The sequence below is a fragment of the Methylomonas sp. EFPC3 genome (genome assembly GCF_029643245.1).
In the GTDB taxonomy this organism is placed as follows: Bacteria; Pseudomonadota; Gammaproteobacteria; order Methylococcales; family Methylomonadaceae; genus Methylomonas; species Methylomonas koyamae_B.
Genome location: NZ_CP116398.1, coordinates 3,722,488 through 3,740,334, shown reverse-complemented (window position 1 = coordinate 3,740,334; position 17,847 = coordinate 3,722,488). Strand labels below are relative to the sequence as shown.

The 17,847-nt window shown below is 56.2% G+C and carries 17 protein-coding genes; 5 read left to right on the top strand and 12 right to left on the bottom strand.

Going from position 1 to position 17,847, the window contains the following annotated elements; all coding sequences use genetic code 11:
- Window positions 1-7: 7 nt before the first annotated feature.
- The 9 genes from PL263_RS16880 to PL263_RS16840 form a co-directional block, all read right to left on the bottom strand.
- Window positions 8-1,186 carry an efflux RND transporter periplasmic adaptor subunit gene (locus tag PL263_RS16880; RefSeq protein WP_278210462.1) on the bottom strand — a complete coding sequence of 393 codons (1,179 nt, stop codon included), beginning with the start codon at window positions 1,184-1,186 and terminating at the stop codon, window positions 8-10.
- 16 nt (window positions 1,187-1,202) lie between these two features.
- A complete protein-coding gene (locus tag PL263_RS16875) occupies window positions 1,203-2,534 on the bottom strand; it encodes a TolC family protein (protein WP_278210461.1) in 1,332 nt (443 codons plus the stop codon).
- A gap of 321 nt (window positions 2,535-2,855) precedes the next feature.
- Entirely contained in the window at window positions 2,856-3,017 is a 162-nt protein-coding gene (locus tag PL263_RS16870) for a hypothetical protein (RefSeq protein WP_186289502.1), read from the bottom strand.
- A gap of 233 nt (window positions 3,018-3,250) precedes the next feature.
- The gene (locus PL263_RS16865; protein WP_278210460.1) at window positions 3,251-3,568 is read right to left on the bottom strand and encodes a hypothetical protein; all 318 of its coding nucleotides are present in this window, start codon (window positions 3,566-3,568) and stop codon (window positions 3,251-3,253) included.
- A 109-nt stretch (window positions 3,569-3,677) separates the two neighbouring features.
- The gene (locus PL263_RS16860; RefSeq protein WP_186289503.1) at window positions 3,678-3,818 is read right to left on the bottom strand and encodes a hypothetical protein; all 141 of its coding nucleotides are present in this window, start codon (window positions 3,816-3,818) and stop codon (window positions 3,678-3,680) included.
- A gap of 279 nt (window positions 3,819-4,097) precedes the next feature.
- Window positions 4,098-4,574 (bottom strand): tRNA adenosine(34) deaminase TadA, encoded by a 477-nt coding sequence (gene tadA, locus PL263_RS16855; protein ID WP_278210459.1) that lies wholly within the window; start codon window positions 4,572-4,574, stop codon window positions 4,098-4,100.
- Window position 4,575: 1 nt separating this feature from the next.
- Complete coding sequence (locus tag PL263_RS16850; protein ID WP_278210458.1) at window positions 4,576-5,544, bottom strand: L-threonylcarbamoyladenylate synthase; 969 nt, start codon at window positions 5,542-5,544, stop codon at window positions 4,576-4,578.
- A gap of 141 nt (window positions 5,545-5,685) precedes the next feature.
- Window positions 5,686-7,509, bottom strand: coding sequence for a sodium-extruding oxaloacetate decarboxylase subunit alpha (gene oadA / locus PL263_RS16845; RefSeq protein ID WP_278210457.1), 1,824 nt, complete (start codon window positions 7,507-7,509; stop codon window positions 5,686-5,688).
- Between the two features lie 15 nt (window positions 7,510-7,524).
- Window positions 7,525-8,943: an acetyl-CoA carboxylase biotin carboxylase subunit gene (locus PL263_RS16840; protein ID WP_140911450.1), complete on the bottom strand. Its 1,419-nt coding sequence runs from the start codon at window positions 8,941-8,943 to the stop codon at window positions 7,525-7,527.
- 366 nt (window positions 8,944-9,309) lie between these two features.
- Between PL263_RS16840 and PL263_RS16835 the strand changes: the two genes are divergently transcribed.
- The 3 genes from PL263_RS16835 (at window position 9,310) to PL263_RS16825 (ending at window position 12,138) form a co-directional block, all read left to right on the top strand.
- Complete coding sequence (locus PL263_RS16835; protein WP_278210456.1) at window positions 9,310-9,717, top strand: hypothetical protein; 408 nt, start codon at window positions 9,310-9,312, stop codon at window positions 9,715-9,717.
- 238 nt (window positions 9,718-9,955) lie between these two features.
- On the top strand, window positions 9,956-11,050 hold the full coding sequence (locus PL263_RS16830) for a GNAT family N-acetyltransferase (protein WP_278210455.1): 1,095 nt from the start codon (window positions 9,956-9,958) through the stop codon (window positions 11,048-11,050).
- Between the two features lie 68 nt (window positions 11,051-11,118).
- A complete protein-coding gene (locus tag PL263_RS16825) occupies window positions 11,119-12,138 on the top strand; it encodes a glycosyltransferase (protein WP_278210454.1) in 1,020 nt (339 codons plus the stop codon).
- Window positions 12,139-12,154: 16 nt separating this feature from the next.
- On the opposite strand, the gene PL263_RS16820 is transcribed toward PL263_RS16825, so the two are convergent.
- Window positions 12,155-12,757, bottom strand: coding sequence for an arylesterase (locus PL263_RS16820; protein WP_278210453.1), 603 nt, complete (start codon window positions 12,755-12,757; stop codon window positions 12,155-12,157).
- Between PL263_RS16820 and PL263_RS16815 the strand changes: the two genes are divergently transcribed.
- Together PL263_RS16815 and PL263_RS16810 are read left to right on the top strand one after the other, a co-directional pair.
- Window positions 12,756-13,448, top strand: coding sequence for an ABC transporter ATP-binding protein (locus tag PL263_RS16815; RefSeq protein WP_278210452.1), 693 nt, complete (start codon window positions 12,756-12,758; stop codon window positions 13,446-13,448). The two genes, PL263_RS16820 and PL263_RS16815, sit on opposite strands and share 2 nt — an antisense overlap.
- Window positions 13,445-15,925 carry an FtsX-like permease family protein gene (locus PL263_RS16810; protein WP_278210451.1) on the top strand — a complete coding sequence of 827 codons (2,481 nt, stop codon included), beginning with the start codon at window positions 13,445-13,447 and terminating at the stop codon, window positions 15,923-15,925. Before PL263_RS16815 ends, PL263_RS16810 begins: the two co-directional genes overlap by 4 nt.
- Window positions 15,926-15,954: 29 nt before the next feature.
- Here PL263_RS16810 and PL263_RS16805 read toward each other — a convergent pair whose 3' ends face one another.
- On the bottom strand, window positions 15,955-16,293 hold the full coding sequence (locus PL263_RS16805) for a hypothetical protein (protein ID WP_278210450.1): 339 nt from the start codon (window positions 16,291-16,293) through the stop codon (window positions 15,955-15,957).
- A 103-nt stretch (window positions 16,294-16,396) separates the two neighbouring features.
- Window positions 16,397-17,635 carry a sialidase family protein gene (locus PL263_RS16800; protein ID WP_278210449.1) on the bottom strand — a complete coding sequence of 413 codons (1,239 nt, stop codon included), beginning with the start codon at window positions 17,633-17,635 and terminating at the stop codon, window positions 16,397-16,399.
- Window positions 17,636-17,847 lie beyond the last annotated feature (212 nt).

The window sequence follows — 17,847 nt, the reverse complement described above, 5'->3', positions numbered from 1 at the left end:
TCCTGGGCTAAGGGTTGGCATCGTTGACGTCTTCCTCGGCGCGCAACACCAAGGCCCCCTCGGTCACCAACTGCTCTCCGGCTTGCAAGCCCTCGGTAACTACCGCGCGGTCCTTCAACCGCAAACCCATTTTTACCGGCCGCTGCCGATAATGGTTTTCGTCGACGGCGACAAACACGTAGTCGGAGTCGTCTTCGGTGAATACCGCGGTTAAAGGCACGACGATGGCTTGGGCATCTGGCGGGCTCTCGACATCGATGGTCGCGTACATGCCGGGCAGCAAGCGGCCGTCCGGATTCGGTAACGCGCAGCGCACTTGTACGCTACGGGTGGTCTCGTTCAGAACTTGGCCAACGTACTCCACCGTTGCCGGAAAGGATTCGCCCGGATAAGCCGGTACCGAGATTTTCAGTTGCTGATCGGGTTTGATCTTGGCCAGATTGACTTCGAACACGTCCATGACCACGGTCAGCCGTTGAATATCGGAAATGACGAACAGCGGCTTGTCCAAACCCGGACCGACCTCCTGCCCTGGATTGACGTTTCGTTCCACCACCACGCCGTTAATTGGGGAGCGCAACGCAAAGCGGGCATTGTTTTGGCCCGACGCCAGTTGCAGATTTTTCAAGCGGTTTTGCGCGCGCTGCACTTCGCTGCGGGCCTGGCTCAGATCGTCCTCGGCCTGTTCCAGCTCTTTGCGCGAGACAACCTTGCCTTGATATAGCTCTTGTTGGCGCCGGAATGCTCGATCGGCCAAGGTCAGCTGCGCTTGCGCCTTGGTGTAGTCGGCCTGGGCGTCGGCAACCTCCGGGCTATGCAACTCAAGTAACGTGGTTCCGGCTTGCACTTGACTGCCCAGCGGCAACGGATTGGTCAGCACTCGGCCGGTTACCGGAGAACTGATTCGGGAGGTCGCACTGTCGTTATAGGCGATTTTGCCGGCCAGCGGTTCGAGCAACGGCGGCCGGGTCAAGGTCAATGCTCTGGTTTTGACGTAGGCTTTTTTCGGCGAATCGGGGGTCAGGTAAACTTCGCCGGGTAGCGCATGCACAACCGGCTGGGGCTGATTTTTATCGGCGGAGTCGGAACAGGCATTCAGCACTAACAATACCAGCAACCCAAACAGAGTGGGGCAACGGCGTAAACCGAAAATCACTTGCTTATTCATGAAGTAGGGTATGTGCATATGAAGTTACCGGCATTTACCGCGAGCCAACGCTTGCGGCAGCATTCTCAACACTGGGTTCTACGCCCAACGCTTTGCTTAAATCGAAGTAGGCATTCGTGCGATTGATCATGGCCGCGTAGTAGTCGCGCATCACGCTTTTATAGCTGCGTTGTGCTTCGATAAAATCCAGCACGCCGGTCGCGCCTTTTCTGAAAGCCAGTTCCGCACTGTCGCGTACGCTACGAGCATCGTCTAACAGACCGCCATCGAAGCGTTGCACGATCTTGTCGGCGCTGTTCCAGACTGCCAACGCGCTGACCACGTCGTTGCGGATACCGAGCTCGGTTTGTTCGACCGCCAATTGCGACTGGTTCAGACTGACTGTCGCCTTGTCCGCTTCGCCCTGATACTGGTAAAACAAGGGCAGTGGCACGCTGAAACCGACGAAAGCCGAATTTAATGCGTTGTTACTCGGGTCGCGGGCGTAGCCGGCGTTGACCGTGACATCCGGGTATTTCAAGCGCCGCGCCAGCTCCAGTTCCTTTTTGGCCTGTTCGGCGCGCTGTTTGTCGGCTTGCAGGTCGGGACGCTGTTGCAAGGCCCGGTCGATCAATTCGTTCTGGTCGCGGGTTTGGCCGATATCGGCCAATGCCGGCCAGGCGTCCTTCGCTTCGATACGCAAACTCTGTTCGGGCCAGCGCAGCAGCACTGCCAGCGCCGCTTGCGCCTGCTCCACAACGGCTTGGGCACTATCCAGATCGGACTGGGCGCGCAAACTTTCCATTTTCACCCGCAAATAATCGGCCTCGGCTATATCGCCGCTTTTCAGGCGCAAATCGTTGGCCTGACCTATCTGTTGGTAATGGTCGGCAATTTCCTGCGCCAGCCACCGGTTCTTTTGCGCTTGCAATAAATCGAAATACGCATCGCGCACCATATTGCTGAAGATGCGCACGGCATCGCGCAAATCGCTCTCGGCCGCCTGTGCCGCAAAACCGCTACTTTGCATCCGCAGCCCGCGTTTACCGGCAACTTCGATTAATTGGCTGAAGGAGAAATATTCGGCCGGTCCGCACGATACGCTGGGGCTATGGTTGCAGCCGGTGGCAGTGACCCCCATGTTGGGATTGTTGCTGATTTCGGAGACTTGGACGCCGAATACCGGATTCGGAATCGCCCCGGCCACCACTTGTTCGGCGCGCGCCTGATCGATGTTGTATTGCGCGGCAATCAGGTCCAAATTGCGCTGGTAAAACAGGGCGACGACTTCATCGACCGACAGTTGCGCTTCTTGAGCATTCGCCGAACCGTACCCAAGCCAGATCGAGCAGGCGAACGCAAACAAACGGAGGTAGACGTTTTTCATTCGTAATGAGCAGCTTCGATTAAGTGGCGTTAACCCTGAAAGAGCAACGTTCGGGCCAAAAAATTTGATCTGCCACTACTGGTCTCGGAATGCGCGCAAATCCGAACGATTGCAACAAACTAATACCGATGCACACTCAATATACGCCTGACGCTGCGCCCGTCCCTGAATGGCTAGCAGGACATTTTGCTGGAGTCCGGTTCAAATCAACCGAATCAGACCGGTTGAAATAACACGCAAACTTTCTCGCCAACAGTTACGCCCAAAAAAAAGCCGGCGCTAAGCCGGCTTCTCGCTGTATTTGATGGGTGCGTGGTTAACTTAACCGGCCGCGACAGCGGCAAGATGTTGATCGTAGTAAGCGCTACTGATTCTGTAGCCGCGCGATTTTAATTCTTTCGCCAACCCCGGGCTCATCTTTTCCGGGCTTATATGCGAAATGACTTTACCGAATTTTTTGATGTTATAGCGCATAGCAATCATCTCCAACCTCCAGTGATATCGACCTAAACCGAACGTTTTCGAACGCCGTTACGACAGGCTACCACGCGCAAAATTCCCTGCTTCCACCAATTAGCAAATTTTTACCGGCAATACTTCGGCATTAGCTCCTTGAGCCCAGTCTTCCGCAACCCACGAACGATTTGACAACAGGCATAAAAAAGCCGCTGTTTAAAGCGGCTTTCGATACCCCGGTTGAACCTATTCGCTATGAGTTATTGCTCCGTTTCGGCCGGCTCCGCAGGCATAATGTCTTCAGCACTAACATCCTCGGCGGCTTCAGGCTTTACCGAATCGCATTTGCCCTCGAGCAGATCGTAAGATCCAGCCCAGCAGCGGGCGGCGACGTAGTACTTGGCATAATCGATAAAGGCGACGCCGGAACAATCTTCGTATTTTATTGCGGGAGCCGCGCTGGCATCCTTATCGTCGAAAGTTCGCAAAACCTTGCAATAGCTGACTTCCCTGGCTTGAACCACGCTGCTAATCAGACCGAGCAGCAGGACTCCACAAATTTTGTTGACCGAACTCATTTTTAGCATCCCCGAAAATTGAAACGTTGCGCATGTTCAAACAGAGTGACGAATTTCGGCAAATTCGTCAACCGGAAACGGCACGATTCGATGCCAGCCAAATAATCGGTCAATGCGTTTCTGCGCTATGCCAGGCTTCAGCCATCAAATCTATAAATTCTTTGCCGACCACGCGTATCAATTGCAACGCCGCAATAACGACCAAACCACCGATTACCAAACCGGACAACATGACGACGACCATCTTCATATCCACCCCCGAAACTAACCGCAAAAATAAACTAGGGAGGGCGAGTATTCACACAAAACCGGCAAAAAGCAACTAGATTAAAGTTCAGTTAAAGCATTGATTATTCAGGACTTAAACATGTCAATCGCTTACATCTCAATGTTAATGTAAATTCGCAGATCAAGCGCACCGTCTCAGCCCCGAGCTACGACTCAGACACAAATCTGTGAACCGACTCACGAAACCAGCTATCGCTTGATTTATTGAAGCAATCCGCGCCGTCAAATACCGGTAATGACGTTATGCACTCCGGCCCGGATTTCTCAATCGTTCGCGGCGGGCCTTGAAGAAGTCGCCGAGCAAGTCGGCGCAAACGGTTTGCAATACCCCGCCGGTCCATTCCACCTTGTGATTTAAAAATTCCGTATCACTGAGTTGCAGCGCATGGCAGACCGCCCCGCGCTTCGGATCATAAGCGCCGAACACCAGGCGTTTGACGCGAGCGTGGGCGATGGCGCCCATGCACATCACGCAGGGTTCCAACGTTACATACAGCGTGGTATCGATCAGACGGTAGTTATCGAGGACTTGGCCGGCTTTGCGCAACGCGACGATCTCCGCGTGAGCGGTCGGGTCGTTGGTTTGGATCGGTTGGTTCCAGCCTTCGGCGATACAACGGTTACCGAGCACCAGCACCGCGCCTACCGGGACCTCGCCTTGGTCTTCGGCGCGCTGCGCCAGCCGGATGGCATGGCGCATCCATTCGTCATCGTTCATTTCAGACCGTGGCTTTGTTCAGGCGGTCGTTAACGGCGGCCCAGGCTTCGTGATCGGGCGGTTGCTCGATCAGAATCGTATCAAGTTGCAGATTGTCCAGAGCCCGAAGCGAGCTGTAGAGGGCCGGTTCGTATAGTTCGGCATCGGCCGGCAGCCGGAGAATATGCAGACAGGGAATTTCAGCAATCTCGGCGCTGAATGCCAGAATGCCGATGTGTTGGCCTTTGGCGCAGAGGTCGTCGGCCATCGCAATCAAGGTATCGGCCGGACAGAGCAAGGCCATTGTGTTTGGCGCATAGTGCACGGCCATCATGCCCGGCGCCCGAATCTTGGTTTGCGAAGAGAGCCGAATATCGGCATGCAATACGGCTTTGAGTTGGCTGCGGGTAATGCGGCCGGGGCGGAGGATGGTCGGGACCTGGTCGCTGAGGTCGATGATCGTCGATTCCACCCCCACCGCGCAGGGGCCGCCGTCCAGAATACAAGCCACACTGGCGTCCAACTCTTCGGCCACGTGCTGGGCTTCGGTCGGACTGATGCGGCCGAAACGGTTGGCCGATGGCGCGGCGACGCCGCCGCCAAACGCCTGCAGCAAGCGCAACGCCACCGGATTGGCCGGCACCCGCAACCCCACCGTATCCTGGCCGCCGGTCACCGCCAGCGGCACCGACTCGCGTTTTTTTAAAATCATCGTCAGCGGACCCGGCCAGAATTGTTCCGCCAGCCGCCAGGCAGCCTCCGGTACCTGGTCGGCCCAATCAGCCATTCGCTCGGCACCGGCAATATGCACGATCAAAGGATGGTCCGCCGGCCGGCCCTTGGCCGCAAAAATTTTCGCCACCGCCTCCGGATTGGACGCGTCAGCGCCCAGGCCGTAAACAGTTTCAGTCGGAAACGCGACTAGCTGACCATGGCGCAGTAAGTCGGCGGCGTGCTGGATGGATGCTTCGGTGACGGGGGTTGGTTTCACGGTAGAGCCGGACGAAAGGTCGAATACAAAAACAGCGGACTGGCCAATCGCTTCTTGGCCGGCGCGCTGCACACCTTGGCGGTAAAGTTTAGGCGATTAAGCAAAGCGCGTTATTTTACCTTTCGTCTTGCCGCTTTTCTCTCAATTTATTTCCACCAATACCTCGTTGGGGTTAACCGCGTCACCTTTAGCCACATAAATGGCTTTGACGCTGCCGGCAATCGGCGCGGTGATCTCGGTTTCCATCTTCATGGCTTCGGTGACCAATAAGGCCTGGCCGGCGTTGACTTTCTGGCCTTCCTTGACCAATACGTCGATGATGTTGCAAGGCATGCTGGTCACGACATCGCCCGGCTCGCTGGGCCGACGGCGCTTGCTGGCGATCGCGCTTTGCACCGCGCCTTGAGCGCCGCCGTCCAGCACGATTTCGTCCAGGGTTTCGATGACGATCTCTTCCGGCATGCCGTCCACGGTGAAATAAAAATGCCGCAAGCTCTGGTTCTTCGGGCCGGCGCCGGTGACTTTGACGTGATATTGCTCGCCGTGCAACGCGACATTAAATTCGGTCGGGGCTTTTTTAACTTCGCCCGGCTTAGCCGCTTCTTCCAGTTCCAGCGGTTCCGGCACCAGATTGTCGGTGGAACGCAATTCCAGAAACTGTTTGCCGATTTCCGGAAACATCGCGTAACTCAGCACGTCTTCATCGTTCAAAGCCAGATGAGCAATTTCGTTGCGCAGATGCTCGAATTCCGGTTTCAATAAATCCGCCGGCCGGCATTCGATGATTTCCTCTTTACCCACCGCCTTCGCCAGCAATTGCGGATTGACCGGCGCCGGTGCCTTGCCGTAGCCGCCGTGCAGATAACGTTTGACCTCGTTGCTGATGGTCTCGTAGCGCTTGCCGATCAACACGTTCAGCACCGCCTGGGTGCCGACGATTTGCGAGGTCGGCGTCACCAGCGGCGGATAGCCCAAGTCTTTGCGCACTTCCGGGATTTCTTTATACACCTCGTCGATCCGGTCCAGTGCGTTGCGTTCTTTCAATTGGTTGGCCAGGTTGGAGATCATGCCGCCCGGGACTTGGAAGATGTGGACGCGGGTGTCGATGCCGGTAAATTCGCTTTCGAAGCGGCGGTATTTTTTGCGGACTTCGGCGAAATAGTCGTTCACCGCTTGCAGCTTATCCAAATCCAGCCCAGTGTCGAAATCGGTGCCGCGTAGCGCGGTGACCAACGACTCTGTGGGCGGATGGCTGGTGCCGCCGGCCCAGGAGGATAAGGCCGTATCGACATGTTCGCAGCCGGCTTCGATGGCCTTGAGCTGACACATTTCCGCCAAGCCGGCGGTAGCATGGCAATGCAGGTGCAGCGGCAAATCGACGGCATCTTTCAAGGCTTTGATCAATTCGCCGGCAATATAGGGGGTCAGTAAACCGGCCATGTCTTTGATGGCAATCGAATCGCAGCCCAAATTGACCAAGCCTTTACCCAGTTTGATAAAGCTGGCGATGTCGTGCACCGGGCTGGTGGTATAGCAGATGGTGCCCTGGGCGTGCTTGCCGGCGGCTTTGGTGGCTTCGATCGCCGTTTCCAGGTTGCGGATGTCATTCAGCGCGTCGAAGATTCGAAACACGTCCATGCCATTGCGGGCGGCAGTCTCGACGAATTTACGCACCACGTCGTCGGAATAATGCCGATAGCCCAGCAGGTTTTGGCCGCGCAACAGCATTTGCAGGCGGGTATTGGGTAAAGCGGCTTTCAGTTTGCTCAGTCTTTCCCATGGGTCTTCCTTTAAGAAACGCAGACAGGCGTCGAAAGTCGCGCCCCCCCAGCATTCCAAAGACCAATAGCCGATATCGTCCAGCATGGCGCAGGCCGGTAGCATATCTTCGGTGCGCATCCGCGTGGCGATCAGGGATTGGTGGGCGTCGCGGAGGATAACGTCGGTTACATAAACTTTGCTCATCTTGGTGTCCTTGGCTTACAGGCCGGTATGGGAAGCGACAACCGCCGCCAGCACGCTCGCCAGAATTTCCGGTCGCGGCTTGTTGGAATAGTTGATTAGGTCAGGATTGGCTTCGACAAAGCCGGTGTTGAATCGACCGCGACGAAAATCCGGGTGACCGAGAATTTTTAGATAATAGGGAATGGTGGTTTTGATGCCGAACAAGCCCATGTCTTTCAAGGCGCGCTCACCACGATTGATCGCATCTTCCCAAGTCATCGAGCTGACGATGACCTTGGCCAGCATCGAATCGTAAAACGGCGGCACTTCATAGCCGGTATAGATGGCGGTGTCGGTGCGCACACCGGGCCCGCCGGGGGCATAGTAGCGGGTAATGTGGCCGAAGCTGGGCAGGAAATTATTTTTCGGGTCTTCGGCGTTGACCCGAAATTGAATGGCATAGCCGCGGCGCACGATTTCTTCCTGCTTGAAGCGCAGCGGTAAACCGGCAGCAACCCGAATTTGCTCTTCAACGATATCGACGCCGGTGATGGTCTCGGTGATGGTGTGCTCGACTTGTACCCTGGTGTTCATTTCCATGAAATAGAAGCGACCGTTGGCATCGAGCAGAAACTCCACGGTGCCGGCGTTGGTATAGCCGACTGCTTTGGCTGCCATCACCGCCAAGCCGCCCAGGTACTGGCGTTGCGCTTCATCCAATTGTGGCGACGGCGCAATTTCGATCAATTTTTGGTTGCGGCGCTGCACCGAGCAATCGCGCTCGTAAAGATGGATGGTGTTGCCGAAGTGGTCGGCCAACACTTGCACTTCGATGTGAATCGGGTTGACCACGCACTTTTCCAGAAACACGTCGGCGCTGCCAAAGGCTTTGGTCGCTTCGGAAATCACCCGCTGGAAGTTTTGGCGGAGTTCGTCGGGATTGTCGCAACGCCTGATGCCGCGGCCGCCTCCGCCCGAGGTGGCTTTCAGCATGATCGGGTAACCGATCTGTTCGGCGACTTGCAAGGCATGATCGACATTGTCCAGATTGCCGTCCGAACCCGGCGTAACCGGCAGGCCGGCGGCCTTCATGGCCGCCCTAGCCTCAGTCTTGTCGCCCATCCGGTGAATCACGTCGGCCGACGGGCCAATGAACACCAGGCCGCGCTCCTGGCAGGCTTTGGCAAACTGGGCGTTTTCGGACAAAAAGCCGTAACCGGGATGGACTGCGTCACAGCCGGTGCGCAAGGCCAAATCGACCAGACCGTAAATATTCAGGTAACCGGCCAGCGGGTCGCTACCGATATAGTGCGACTCGTCCGCCTTTTTGACGTGTAGGGCAAACCGGTCTGCCTCGGAGTAAATCGCCGCCGAACGGATGCCCATCTCGGCGCAGGCGCGAATAATGCGGACGGCGATCTCGCCGCGATTGGCGATCAGGATTTTGCGTAGCATGATTTTTCCATTGCGGTTCGGGGACGCTTACTACTCTAACAAGTTATCGATATCTTTCAACCTTAAGACCGGTGGGTATCCAACTTGACGGCGCTCCGGCAGGCAAGTCGAAAGCTGCCGGAAACTGTCGCTCTGTAATGCCTCTGAAACCGGCATCACCGATCAGACAACTTGCTGCGTTAGCCACAATTTGTGGGTTTCCCATGTCGCAATCCGCACACAGTCTCCGGGTAAGTCCGCACAATCCCTGCTAACCAGCCCTATTGAAATTGGCACATATGATGCTATCCTGATAATGCACAGGAAGCCTGAGCCAAGGTTCAGGGTTGTCACCTCCAAAGTAATCAATGATTTTCGAGGTTCATTATGGAAAAAAACAAAGCTCTACTTCTGGTTTTACTGTTGTTCTGCCTACCACTCGCGGCTGCCCTGGTACCAATAACGGCAAGGGCTGTTCCAGACTGGTCACAGGCAGTGTTCCTCAATCCGCCCCAACAATTCGCCACAGCTTTATCTTGGAGCGACACCGCACTCAGCTTTGCCGAACAAGCGGAGCGCGACGCTAGCTCAGCAGTCCGCGAAACTGTAACCGATCTGCAACACTGGCTGGATTTCGGCATGCAAGCCGCATTTTTCGGCTGGCTCGGTACGCCCTCGTTGCTTGAAGCGTTACCGCTGCAAAATCTGAAAGCCGCCCTCCCTGGTACGGTTTGGTTTCTGCTCGGCAGCCTTTTGGCTATTTTAAGCCGTAAAAAACGCAGTATCGTATCCTGACGCCTGCCGGCTTGCGTTACCGGACCGGCGTTGCCGCTCCGGTAACGCCTGTTTTGATTGCTTCCAAAGCAAATCTAACATCACAAGTGCGGCGACCAGCCGCGCGACAACTTCGCCGCTCTGTCATTAGCGGCAGCCTATTTGGCAGCGGCCGAGATTTGGCTAATAATTGCCACAGGCTATTGCAGCCGGTTGGTACTTTGAACAGCTTGTTAGCCATGAACTTTAGGAATCGCCGATGCCTCACTCCGTACCCGATACGGCAGACCAATTTCAGTTCCGTACACTTCAGCCGGAAGATATCGGCGCATGCATTCGGATTGCGATAGCTAATTTCGACGAATTCCGCGACCATCCGGAATACATACACCGATGGTTCGAGCAACGGATCACGCATAACCCCTGGCAAAACGCACTGCCGGGCCCCGGCGTTGGCGTTTGGCTAGACTCGCGTCTGGTAGGCTTCAGGGCCATGTTTGCTCAACCTTGGTGGTTGAACGGGCAGTCTAGGATAATCGCCTTCGGCGCAAATACATGCATCGACTCGGAATTCAGAGGCCAGGGCCTGGCGACCCGGCTGATTCGATTCAGCTGTGGTTTGTCCGACATCAACGGCAGCGTCACGGCCGGCGTCATCACGCAGAAATCCTTCGGAGCTTGCGGCTTCCTCAAAATCGGCGGCGAATCCAACGATTTTTTTCGGCTAAGGATCGGTTACCGCGGTTCTTGGGAGAAGCGGGTCGGCAACCGATTAGGGCAAATTCTGGGCAGCTTTTGCGACCTCAGTTTACGTTGGCGCGACAGAAAATTGTCCCAACCCGACTTCACTATGGCGGAAATCAGCCATTGCGGCTCCGAGTTCGATTCACTGTGGGAGCGCGCCAAAACGGCCTACCCGTCGTGCGCGGAGCGTAGCAGCCGCTATTTGAATTGGCGCTTGTTCGAATTCCCGACCTGCCCGTTGCAAATGCTGGCGCTGCGCGACCGCTCGGGGACATTGCGCGCGTACGCCATCTGGCACCGGCAGCAACTTGCCGAGTCGATCGACATGGCCGTACTGCGCGATGTGTTCTACCCGCCGCAGGACGAACCGGCTATACGCGGTTTGCTTTACCACTTATTCGCTTACTGGCGGAAACTCGGTATCAGTTGGGGCAACCTGGAAGTGGCTTCACCACGATTGACTGCCTTATTCCGGGAACTGGGGTACGAGGCCTTGAGCTCGCACGGCAACCGCTACCAGATCTACAGCAACCCGGCGCTAGCAGAGAATGTTTTAACCGATTGGTACCGGAGCGGCATCGACGGCGATTATTTCGACCATCCGCTCTGACAAATAGCCAATATCAGCCAATGTATATTAAGCTTTTGCAATAACTAGACTTGCTCGCGCCTGTGACCATGCCCAATCAAACCGTAGCTATCATTTCCACCGTACTTAACGAGCGCGAAAGCATCAGACAGTTGCTGGACGCGTTTTTCCGCCAAACCCGCCAAGCGGACGAAATCGTTATCGTCGATGGCGGTTCCACGGACGGGACACTGGAAGTGTTGCAGGATTACGCCGCCCAGAACCCCAAATTGAAATTTTTGGTCGAGAACGGCGTGAATATTGCCGCCGGCCGCAACATTGCCATCGCCCACGCGAACTCCAGCATCATAGCCGTCACCGACGGCGGCTGCCGCCCGGAAGACAACTGGCTGGCGGAACTGGTCGCCCCCTTGTTGGCTGATCCTAGCTACGGCGCAGTTACCGGCGTACGCAATGTCGAGCACAAAAACGATTTCGAATTTTTCGCCGGCAAATTGTCAACCTCCGGCAATGCCGCCAACGAAGCCGACCGCGTATTTCACGGCCGTAATTCGGCATTCCGCAAAAGCGTCTGGCTGAATGTGGGCGGTTATCCGGAATGGCTGTATACCGCCGAAGATACCTTGTTTGCGCAACGGGCCAAAGCGCTCGGCTGCCGGGTTGCGGTGGCGCCGAACGCAATCGTATCCTGGCGGCCACGGCCTAATCTGAAAAAACTCGCGAAGCAATATTATCTGTACGGCAAGGGTACCGGCCGGATTGGTCAAGCCGATTTAAAAGCGGTGCTTTACCATCTGCGAAACCATGCGGTGTGGATGGCCTCACTATTGTTCGGGTTTTGGCTCAACGGGTTTTGGCTGATTACCTTGACCGTGCTCGGCTTCCTGTACTTCACCTTGGTAAATCCGGTAATCGCCAACCTGGCAGCCAACCACAATTTGAGGCCGGGATATTGGCTTTATGTGCCGACGATTATTCTGGTCCGCAGCTTTTACAACAATCTAGGCCAACTCTACGGCTACTGGGAGTGTCGGGAAGGCAGCCCGTTTCGGGAAAATCTGGCCCGCTACCGGTCCGGCTCCTGGAAATCCCCGGCAATCCAAGCATGACACAGCAGAAGTCCGATCACTTCAACTGAAACTGCAAGTGCTTCCAGATTTTGTCGGCCAGGATCTGTTGCGCCAAGGCATTGGGATGGATGCCGTCTTGTTGCATCAACTCCGGCCGCAACACGATGTCTTCCAGAATAAACGGTACGTAAGATATCTTGAACTCCTGCGCCAGTTCCGGGTAAATATCGTAAAACATCTCCACATAGCGCTTACCGTAGTTGGGCGGAATTTTCATCGCCAGCAAGGTCACTTTTGCCCCGGCTTGTAACGACCGGCCTATGATCGCGGCCAAATTGGCTTCCATTTCCTCCGGCGACAACCCGCGCAAACCATCGTTGGCGCCCAATTCCAAAAACAGAATATCCGGTTTGTGTTTGACCAAAATCGTCGGCAACCGGGCCAAACCGCCGGCAGTAGTATCGCCGCTGATACTTTCGTTATAGACCGTATAGTCGAAACCGCGCGCGGTAATTTTTTTTTGCAACAAAGCCACCCAGCCCTGCTGAACTTCGATACCGTAACCGGCACTAATACTGTCTCCAAGCACGACAATCGATTTGGCGGACGCGCAAACAGGCAAAATACTCAATACTAAGGCAAGGACCACGCTATACATGACAAACACTCGTTCCGATCACTCCGCTTCCACCATCATCAGCGCCCATAAACTTGGCAAAGCGGTTCCAACATCCGAAGGCACCTTGCATATCTTGGCATCGGTCGATCTAATCATCAAGCGCGGCGAAACTGTCGCCATCGTCGGCGAGTCCGGTTCAGGCAAATCGACCCTGCTCAGCCTGCTGGCCGGCCTTGACACTCCGAGCAGCGGCTCGGTCGAAATCGACGGCCGCGACTTGGCCAGTTTGAACGAAGACGGGCGGGCATTGCTGCGCAACGAATTGGTCGGCTTCGTCTTCCAGTCATTTCAATTGCTGCCCGGTTTAACAGCGCTGGAGAACGTGATGCTGCCACTGGAACTGAGCGGCGCGGCCGACGCCGAGCAATCGGCGCGGGCCCTGTTACAACGCGTCGGCCTGGCTCAACGCCTAAAGCACACGCCGCGGCAACTTTCCGGCGGCGAACAACAGCGCGTGGCCCTGGCCCGCGCCTTCGTTACCCGGCCGGCAATATTGTTCGCCGACGAACCGACCGGCAACCTGGACCGAATTACCGGTGCCAAGATCGTCGAGCTGTTGTTCGAATTGAACCAGGAACAACACACCACTCTGATTCTGGTGACCCACGACATGTCTTTGGCGGCCCGCTGCCAACGCACCATCCATCTGGAAGCCGGGAGCATCGTATGACGCGCTTTCGCCTGGCCTTAAAGCTGCTGTGGCGCGACGCCCGCTCCGGCGAACTGACGCTACTGGCCCTGGCATTGTTAATTGCAGTAGGCGGCACCACGTCGATTTCTTTGTTCGCCGACCGGCTGCAACGCACAATGAATTTGCAAGCCGCCGAATTCCTGGCCGGCGATTTGGTGTTGGCCGGACCGGCCCCGGCCAGTCCGCAATGGCTGGCAAAGGCTGACGAACTGGCGCTGAGCGGATCGCAAACGGTCGAGTTTCCCAGCATGTTGCTGGAGAACGGCGAAATGCAGCTGGCATCGGTCAAAGCGGTCAGCGCCAGCTATCCGTTGCGCGGCCGCCTGAAGACTCGCGACGCCGATCTACAAGACGAATCCGTCGCCGATCACGGCCCGGCAGCCGGCGAGGCCTGGATCGACAAACGCTTGCTGCCCGCCCTGAAATTGCAGCTGAACGATACGCTGACCGTCGGCGAAAAAGCGCTGAAAGTGACCAGACTGATCAGTTACGAGCCGGACAAACGCGGCGATTTTTACAGCTTCTCGCCGCGCGTGATGGTGCATCTGGACGATTTGGCCGCCACCGGCGCGGTCCAGCCCGGCAGTAGAGTCCATTACGCTCACCAGTTCATCGGCAGCGAACAGGCTTTGGCCGAATTCAAGGCCTGGTTGCAACCGAACTTGAATCCTTCGCAAAAAATCTTGGATATTCGGCGGGACCGGCCCGAGCTGGGCTCTGCGTTGCAGCGCGCCGAGCGCTATCTGGGCTTGTCCAGCGTTGTCGTGACCTTGATCTCCGGCGTTGCGATCGCGATGACCACCCGTCGCTACAGCGAACGCCATTTCAACACCACGGCCTTACTGCGCTGCCTAGGCTGCACGCAAGCGGAAATCGTAAGACTCTACGCCGTCCAATTTTTGGTATTAGGCTTGGCCACCAGTTTAGCCGGTTGCGCTTTGGGTTGGCTGGCCCAGTACGGCTTGTTTCAATTACTGAAAAATCTGTTGCCGGAAACACTGGCCGATCCCGGGGAATTGGCGATCGTCTACGGCATTGCCACCGGCTTGATCATCTTATGGGGTTTTGCCTTGCCGCCGTTGTTGCGCTTACAAGCAGTCCCGCCGCTACGCGTGCTAAGGCGGGAGCTGGAACCTTTACCCGGCAGCGGCTGGCTGGTCTACGGCTTGGCTGCCAGCGTCGTGGCCGGTTTGATCTGGCGTTATACGGGCGATCCGAAACTCACTTTCGCGATTATCGGCACCGGTTTTGCCGTTTTGCTGATCTTGGGGTTGGCGATTCAGGGCATCTTGCATTTATCGCGACGGCTGCTGCCGCGGCTGGGCTTGGTTTGGCGCTTCGGCTTACGCGGATTGTTGCGCGACGGCCGGGCCAGCATCGGCCAGATTTTGGCATTCGGCATCACGCTGACCGCAATGGCCTTAAGTTTCAACGTGCGCAGCCACCTTTTGGACGATTGGCGCCGGCAACTTCCCGATCAGGCTCCCAACCATTTTGCGATCAACATCCTGCCGTCGTCTCTGGCCGATTTTCAGGACGACCTGAGTCGCAATCAGGTTCCGGACAGCCATTTTTATCCGGTGGTCCGCGGTCGTTTGGTGACCATTAACGGCGAAGCCGTGCAAGGTCGAGTCAGCAAAGACAGCCAAGGCGAAGCTGCCACGCAGCGCGAATTGAGCCTGACCTGGGCCGACCGGTTTCCGGAGGATAATCAAATCACCGACGGCGCAGCTTGGCAGGCGGACCGCCCCGGCCAGGTATCGGTGGAGAAAAAACTGGCGGACAATTTGGGTATCCGCCCCGGCGACCAGCTCGGTTTTACGGTGGGAGACGCCCAACTCACCGCCACGGTGGCAAATCTGCGCAGCGTGCAATGGGACACCATGCGCCCCAATTTTTACATGATTTTTTCGCCGGGCACTCTGACCGGTTTTCCGGCGACATACATGACCAGTTTTCATCTGACCGAAGCGCAAAAAAATCTGCTGCCGCCACTGTTAAAAAAATATCCGGCGGTGACGGTTCTGGAGGTGGAGCAAATTCTGCAGCAATTCAGAACCATACTGGCCCAATTAACCCAAGCGATTAATCTGATTTTATATTTTGCGCTGGCAGCAGGATTTAGCGTGTTGTTCGCCGCAGTCTATTCCACCTTGGACCAACGGATTTACGAAGGGGCGTTGCTACGTACCTTGGGGGCGCGGCGCAGCTTTTTAAGGAGCAGTCATTTGATCGAATTTTGCGTTTTGGGGCTGTCCGCAGGATTGCTGGCAACGCTGGCCACCGAGTCGATACTGTATATGCTGTATACCCGCGTCATGCAAATCCAGTTCCAGGCCCATGTTTATCTATGGCTGGCGTTACCGGCCGTCGGCGTTACCGGAGTCACCCTGGCCGGGTATTGGGGAGTACGCCACGTGGTCAGACAAGCGCCGTTACGAGTATTGCGGCGTTAATATCTATCTGTTTTACAGCCGAAACAGGCTCAAAAGGAAATCAGCGACAGGTTTAAGACGATGCAAACCGCATTCGATAACACACCGTAGATTGCCAGAGCACTATTGAACTTGGTATTGACCAGCGCAAATGCTGCCACGCCCAAGCCGCCGATATCCAAGGCCAAAAACACAGTGACGAAAATCATCACGCCGTCGAACACATTGGGCCCGGGCGCCGCAGTTGCTAAGGTGGCGGGCATTAAAACCGTTAGCCAGGCCGCGCAACTCGACGCCGAGATAATCAGTGAAGCCCGCGCAAATCCCTGGCTGCGGTAACGGCTTTTGCGGCGGTCGCTGCCCGACCATGGCGATGCTTCCTGATTCAATCCGAACTCCCCGTGTCAGAAAATGTGCCGACCTGTCCCAACAAGATTCCCGCCGCCGTTAGCTTTGCCGGGTACAAATGCTGGCGAGCCCGGCGGAAAAGATTTATATCTCCCGGAACCGATAACCGCCAGCGGTTTGCCAAGACAAATAAATACGGTCGCCATCGCTCAGTAAAAAAGCATCGTCTGCCGCATCCGGCGTTGCTTCCGCGATCTCGGGCTGAGTCCAGCGGTTGCCGCCGTCGTCGGACTTGATCAATTTGACCAAATTTTTACTGCCGTCAAACTCCGACCAGACTACCGCCAGCCGCTGGCCCAACGCCAATACTTGAGGGTGTTTGGCGCCCGGATTGCCGAGCCGGTAGGGCTGGGAGAACTCGGCCGCACCCTGTAGCGAATGTGCGTAAAACAAGCCCTGATTGTCGGGGGCCCCGCTAAACCAAACGGCGTGTATCGTGCCATCGTCGGTAATCGACAACCCTGGACCATGGTGCGGACAGGCATCGATTTTCCAGTTCTCGTGGCTGACTCGCTGCACCGGCCCCGGCGTATGCCAATCGCTGAACCTGGACAAGACATGGTCGCGGATATTGCCGTCATAGACATGCCGCCACAGTACTAGCGGGCGGTTGTCGGGAGCGATTTCCACGCCCAAACGGCAACATTCGCAGCTATGCGGCGCGACGATTTTATTCGGGTAAAAGCTTGCTCCGCCATTGTCGGACCAAGCGTAATAGACCGCGGTACCGTTGAATTCCTGCTTGGCAGCCTTAGCCTTTTCCTTGTCCCGAGCGTCTAGCCAAGCGATAAACACTTCGCCGTTTTTGCCCAGCGCCAACGCATCGAAACGATGACTGATAACGTCAAGATTGTCGTTGACCGTTACCGGCTTGGAAAAGGTTCTACCGCCGTCGGTAGAACGGCTGAAACGGATATGGCCGGTGTGGCGTTTTTCCAGACTCTGCGTCCACGTCAAATAAACGTTGCCTTCGGGGCCGATTTTGATTTTCGGCCGATATTCGCCGTGCGCGGCAATCGCCTCCGCGTCGGCATTGACCCGAACCGGTTTGGAAAAACTACGACCGCCGTCATCCGAGGTTTGCAGATAAATATGCTGTTGCTGCACCCATGCGATCCAGAGTGTGCCGTTTGAGTCGAAGCTGGCCGTCACGGTATCGGAACACCCACGCTGCGGCAATGCTTGCGCTTTGGTGCAGTCGGCTTGGTTTACCGCACCTTGCTGCGCGGCAGCCGGATTTTGATCGACGGGTACGGCATCGGTCGCACAAGCCGAAACCACAAACGGTGTGATTAAGGCTAGGAATAGTTTGGATATTTTCATGTGTCATTCGGCGTGTTGAAACGTTGCAGCCGGGTTGCCGCAACAAATTGATTATATTTTTCGCAGATTATCGCCGTCCGGGCAGCCGCGCGCCACTCCGCTTGCATGATGCCGAAAAATCCGGCTCACCGACCCCGGTTTTAACCTTGCGCAGCTTCGCAAAAAAAAGCCCCGGCCGTTACCGGCCGAGGCTGGGTGTCCCGTAAGCTAAA

Excerpts from the sequence above, each read along its gene's own strand:
- PL263_RS16880 (WP_278210462.1), bottom strand. The coding sequence starts at position 1,186 with ATGCACATACCCTACTTCATGAATAAGCAAGTGATTTTCGGTTTACGC.
- PL263_RS16875 (WP_278210461.1), bottom strand. The coding sequence starts at position 2,534 with ATGAAAAACGTCTACCTCCGTTTGTTTGCGTTCGCCTGCTCGATCTGG.
- PL263_RS16870 (WP_186289502.1), bottom strand. The coding sequence starts at position 3,017 with ATGATTGCTATGCGCTATAACATCAAAAAATTCGGTAAAGTCATTTCG.
- PL263_RS16865 (WP_278210460.1), bottom strand. The coding sequence starts at position 3,568 with ATGAGTTCGGTCAACAAAATTTGTGGAGTCCTGCTGCTCGGTCTGATT.
- PL263_RS16860 (WP_186289503.1), bottom strand. The coding sequence starts at position 3,818 with ATGAAGATGGTCGTCGTCATGTTGTCCGGTTTGGTAATCGGTGGTTTG.
- tadA (WP_278210459.1), bottom strand. The coding sequence starts at position 4,574 with ATGAACGATGACGAATGGATGCGCCATGCCATCCGGCTGGCGCAGCGC.
- oadA (WP_278210457.1), bottom strand. The coding sequence starts at position 7,509 with ATGAGCAAAGTTTATGTAACCGACGTTATCCTCCGCGACGCCCACCAA.
- PL263_RS16840 (WP_140911450.1), bottom strand. The coding sequence starts at position 8,943 with ATGCTACGCAAAATCCTGATCGCCAATCGCGGCGAGATCGCCGTCCGC.
- PL263_RS16835 (WP_278210456.1), top strand. The coding sequence starts at position 9,310 with ATGGAAAAAAACAAAGCTCTACTTCTGGTTTTACTGTTGTTCTGCCTA.
- PL263_RS16830 (WP_278210455.1), top strand. The coding sequence starts at position 9,956 with ATGCCTCACTCCGTACCCGATACGGCAGACCAATTTCAGTTCCGTACA.
- PL263_RS16825 (WP_278210454.1), top strand. The coding sequence starts at position 11,119 with ATGCCCAATCAAACCGTAGCTATCATTTCCACCGTACTTAACGAGCGC.
- PL263_RS16815 (WP_278210452.1), top strand. The coding sequence starts at position 12,756 with ATGACAAACACTCGTTCCGATCACTCCGCTTCCACCATCATCAGCGCC.
- PL263_RS16820 (WP_278210453.1), bottom strand. The coding sequence starts at position 12,757 with ATGTATAGCGTGGTCCTTGCCTTAGTATTGAGTATTTTGCCTGTTTGC.
- PL263_RS16810 (WP_278210451.1), top strand. The coding sequence starts at position 13,445 with ATGACGCGCTTTCGCCTGGCCTTAAAGCTGCTGTGGCGCGACGCCCGC.
- PL263_RS16800 (WP_278210449.1), bottom strand. The coding sequence starts at position 17,635 with ATGAAAATATCCAAACTATTCCTAGCCTTAATCACACCGTTTGTGGTT.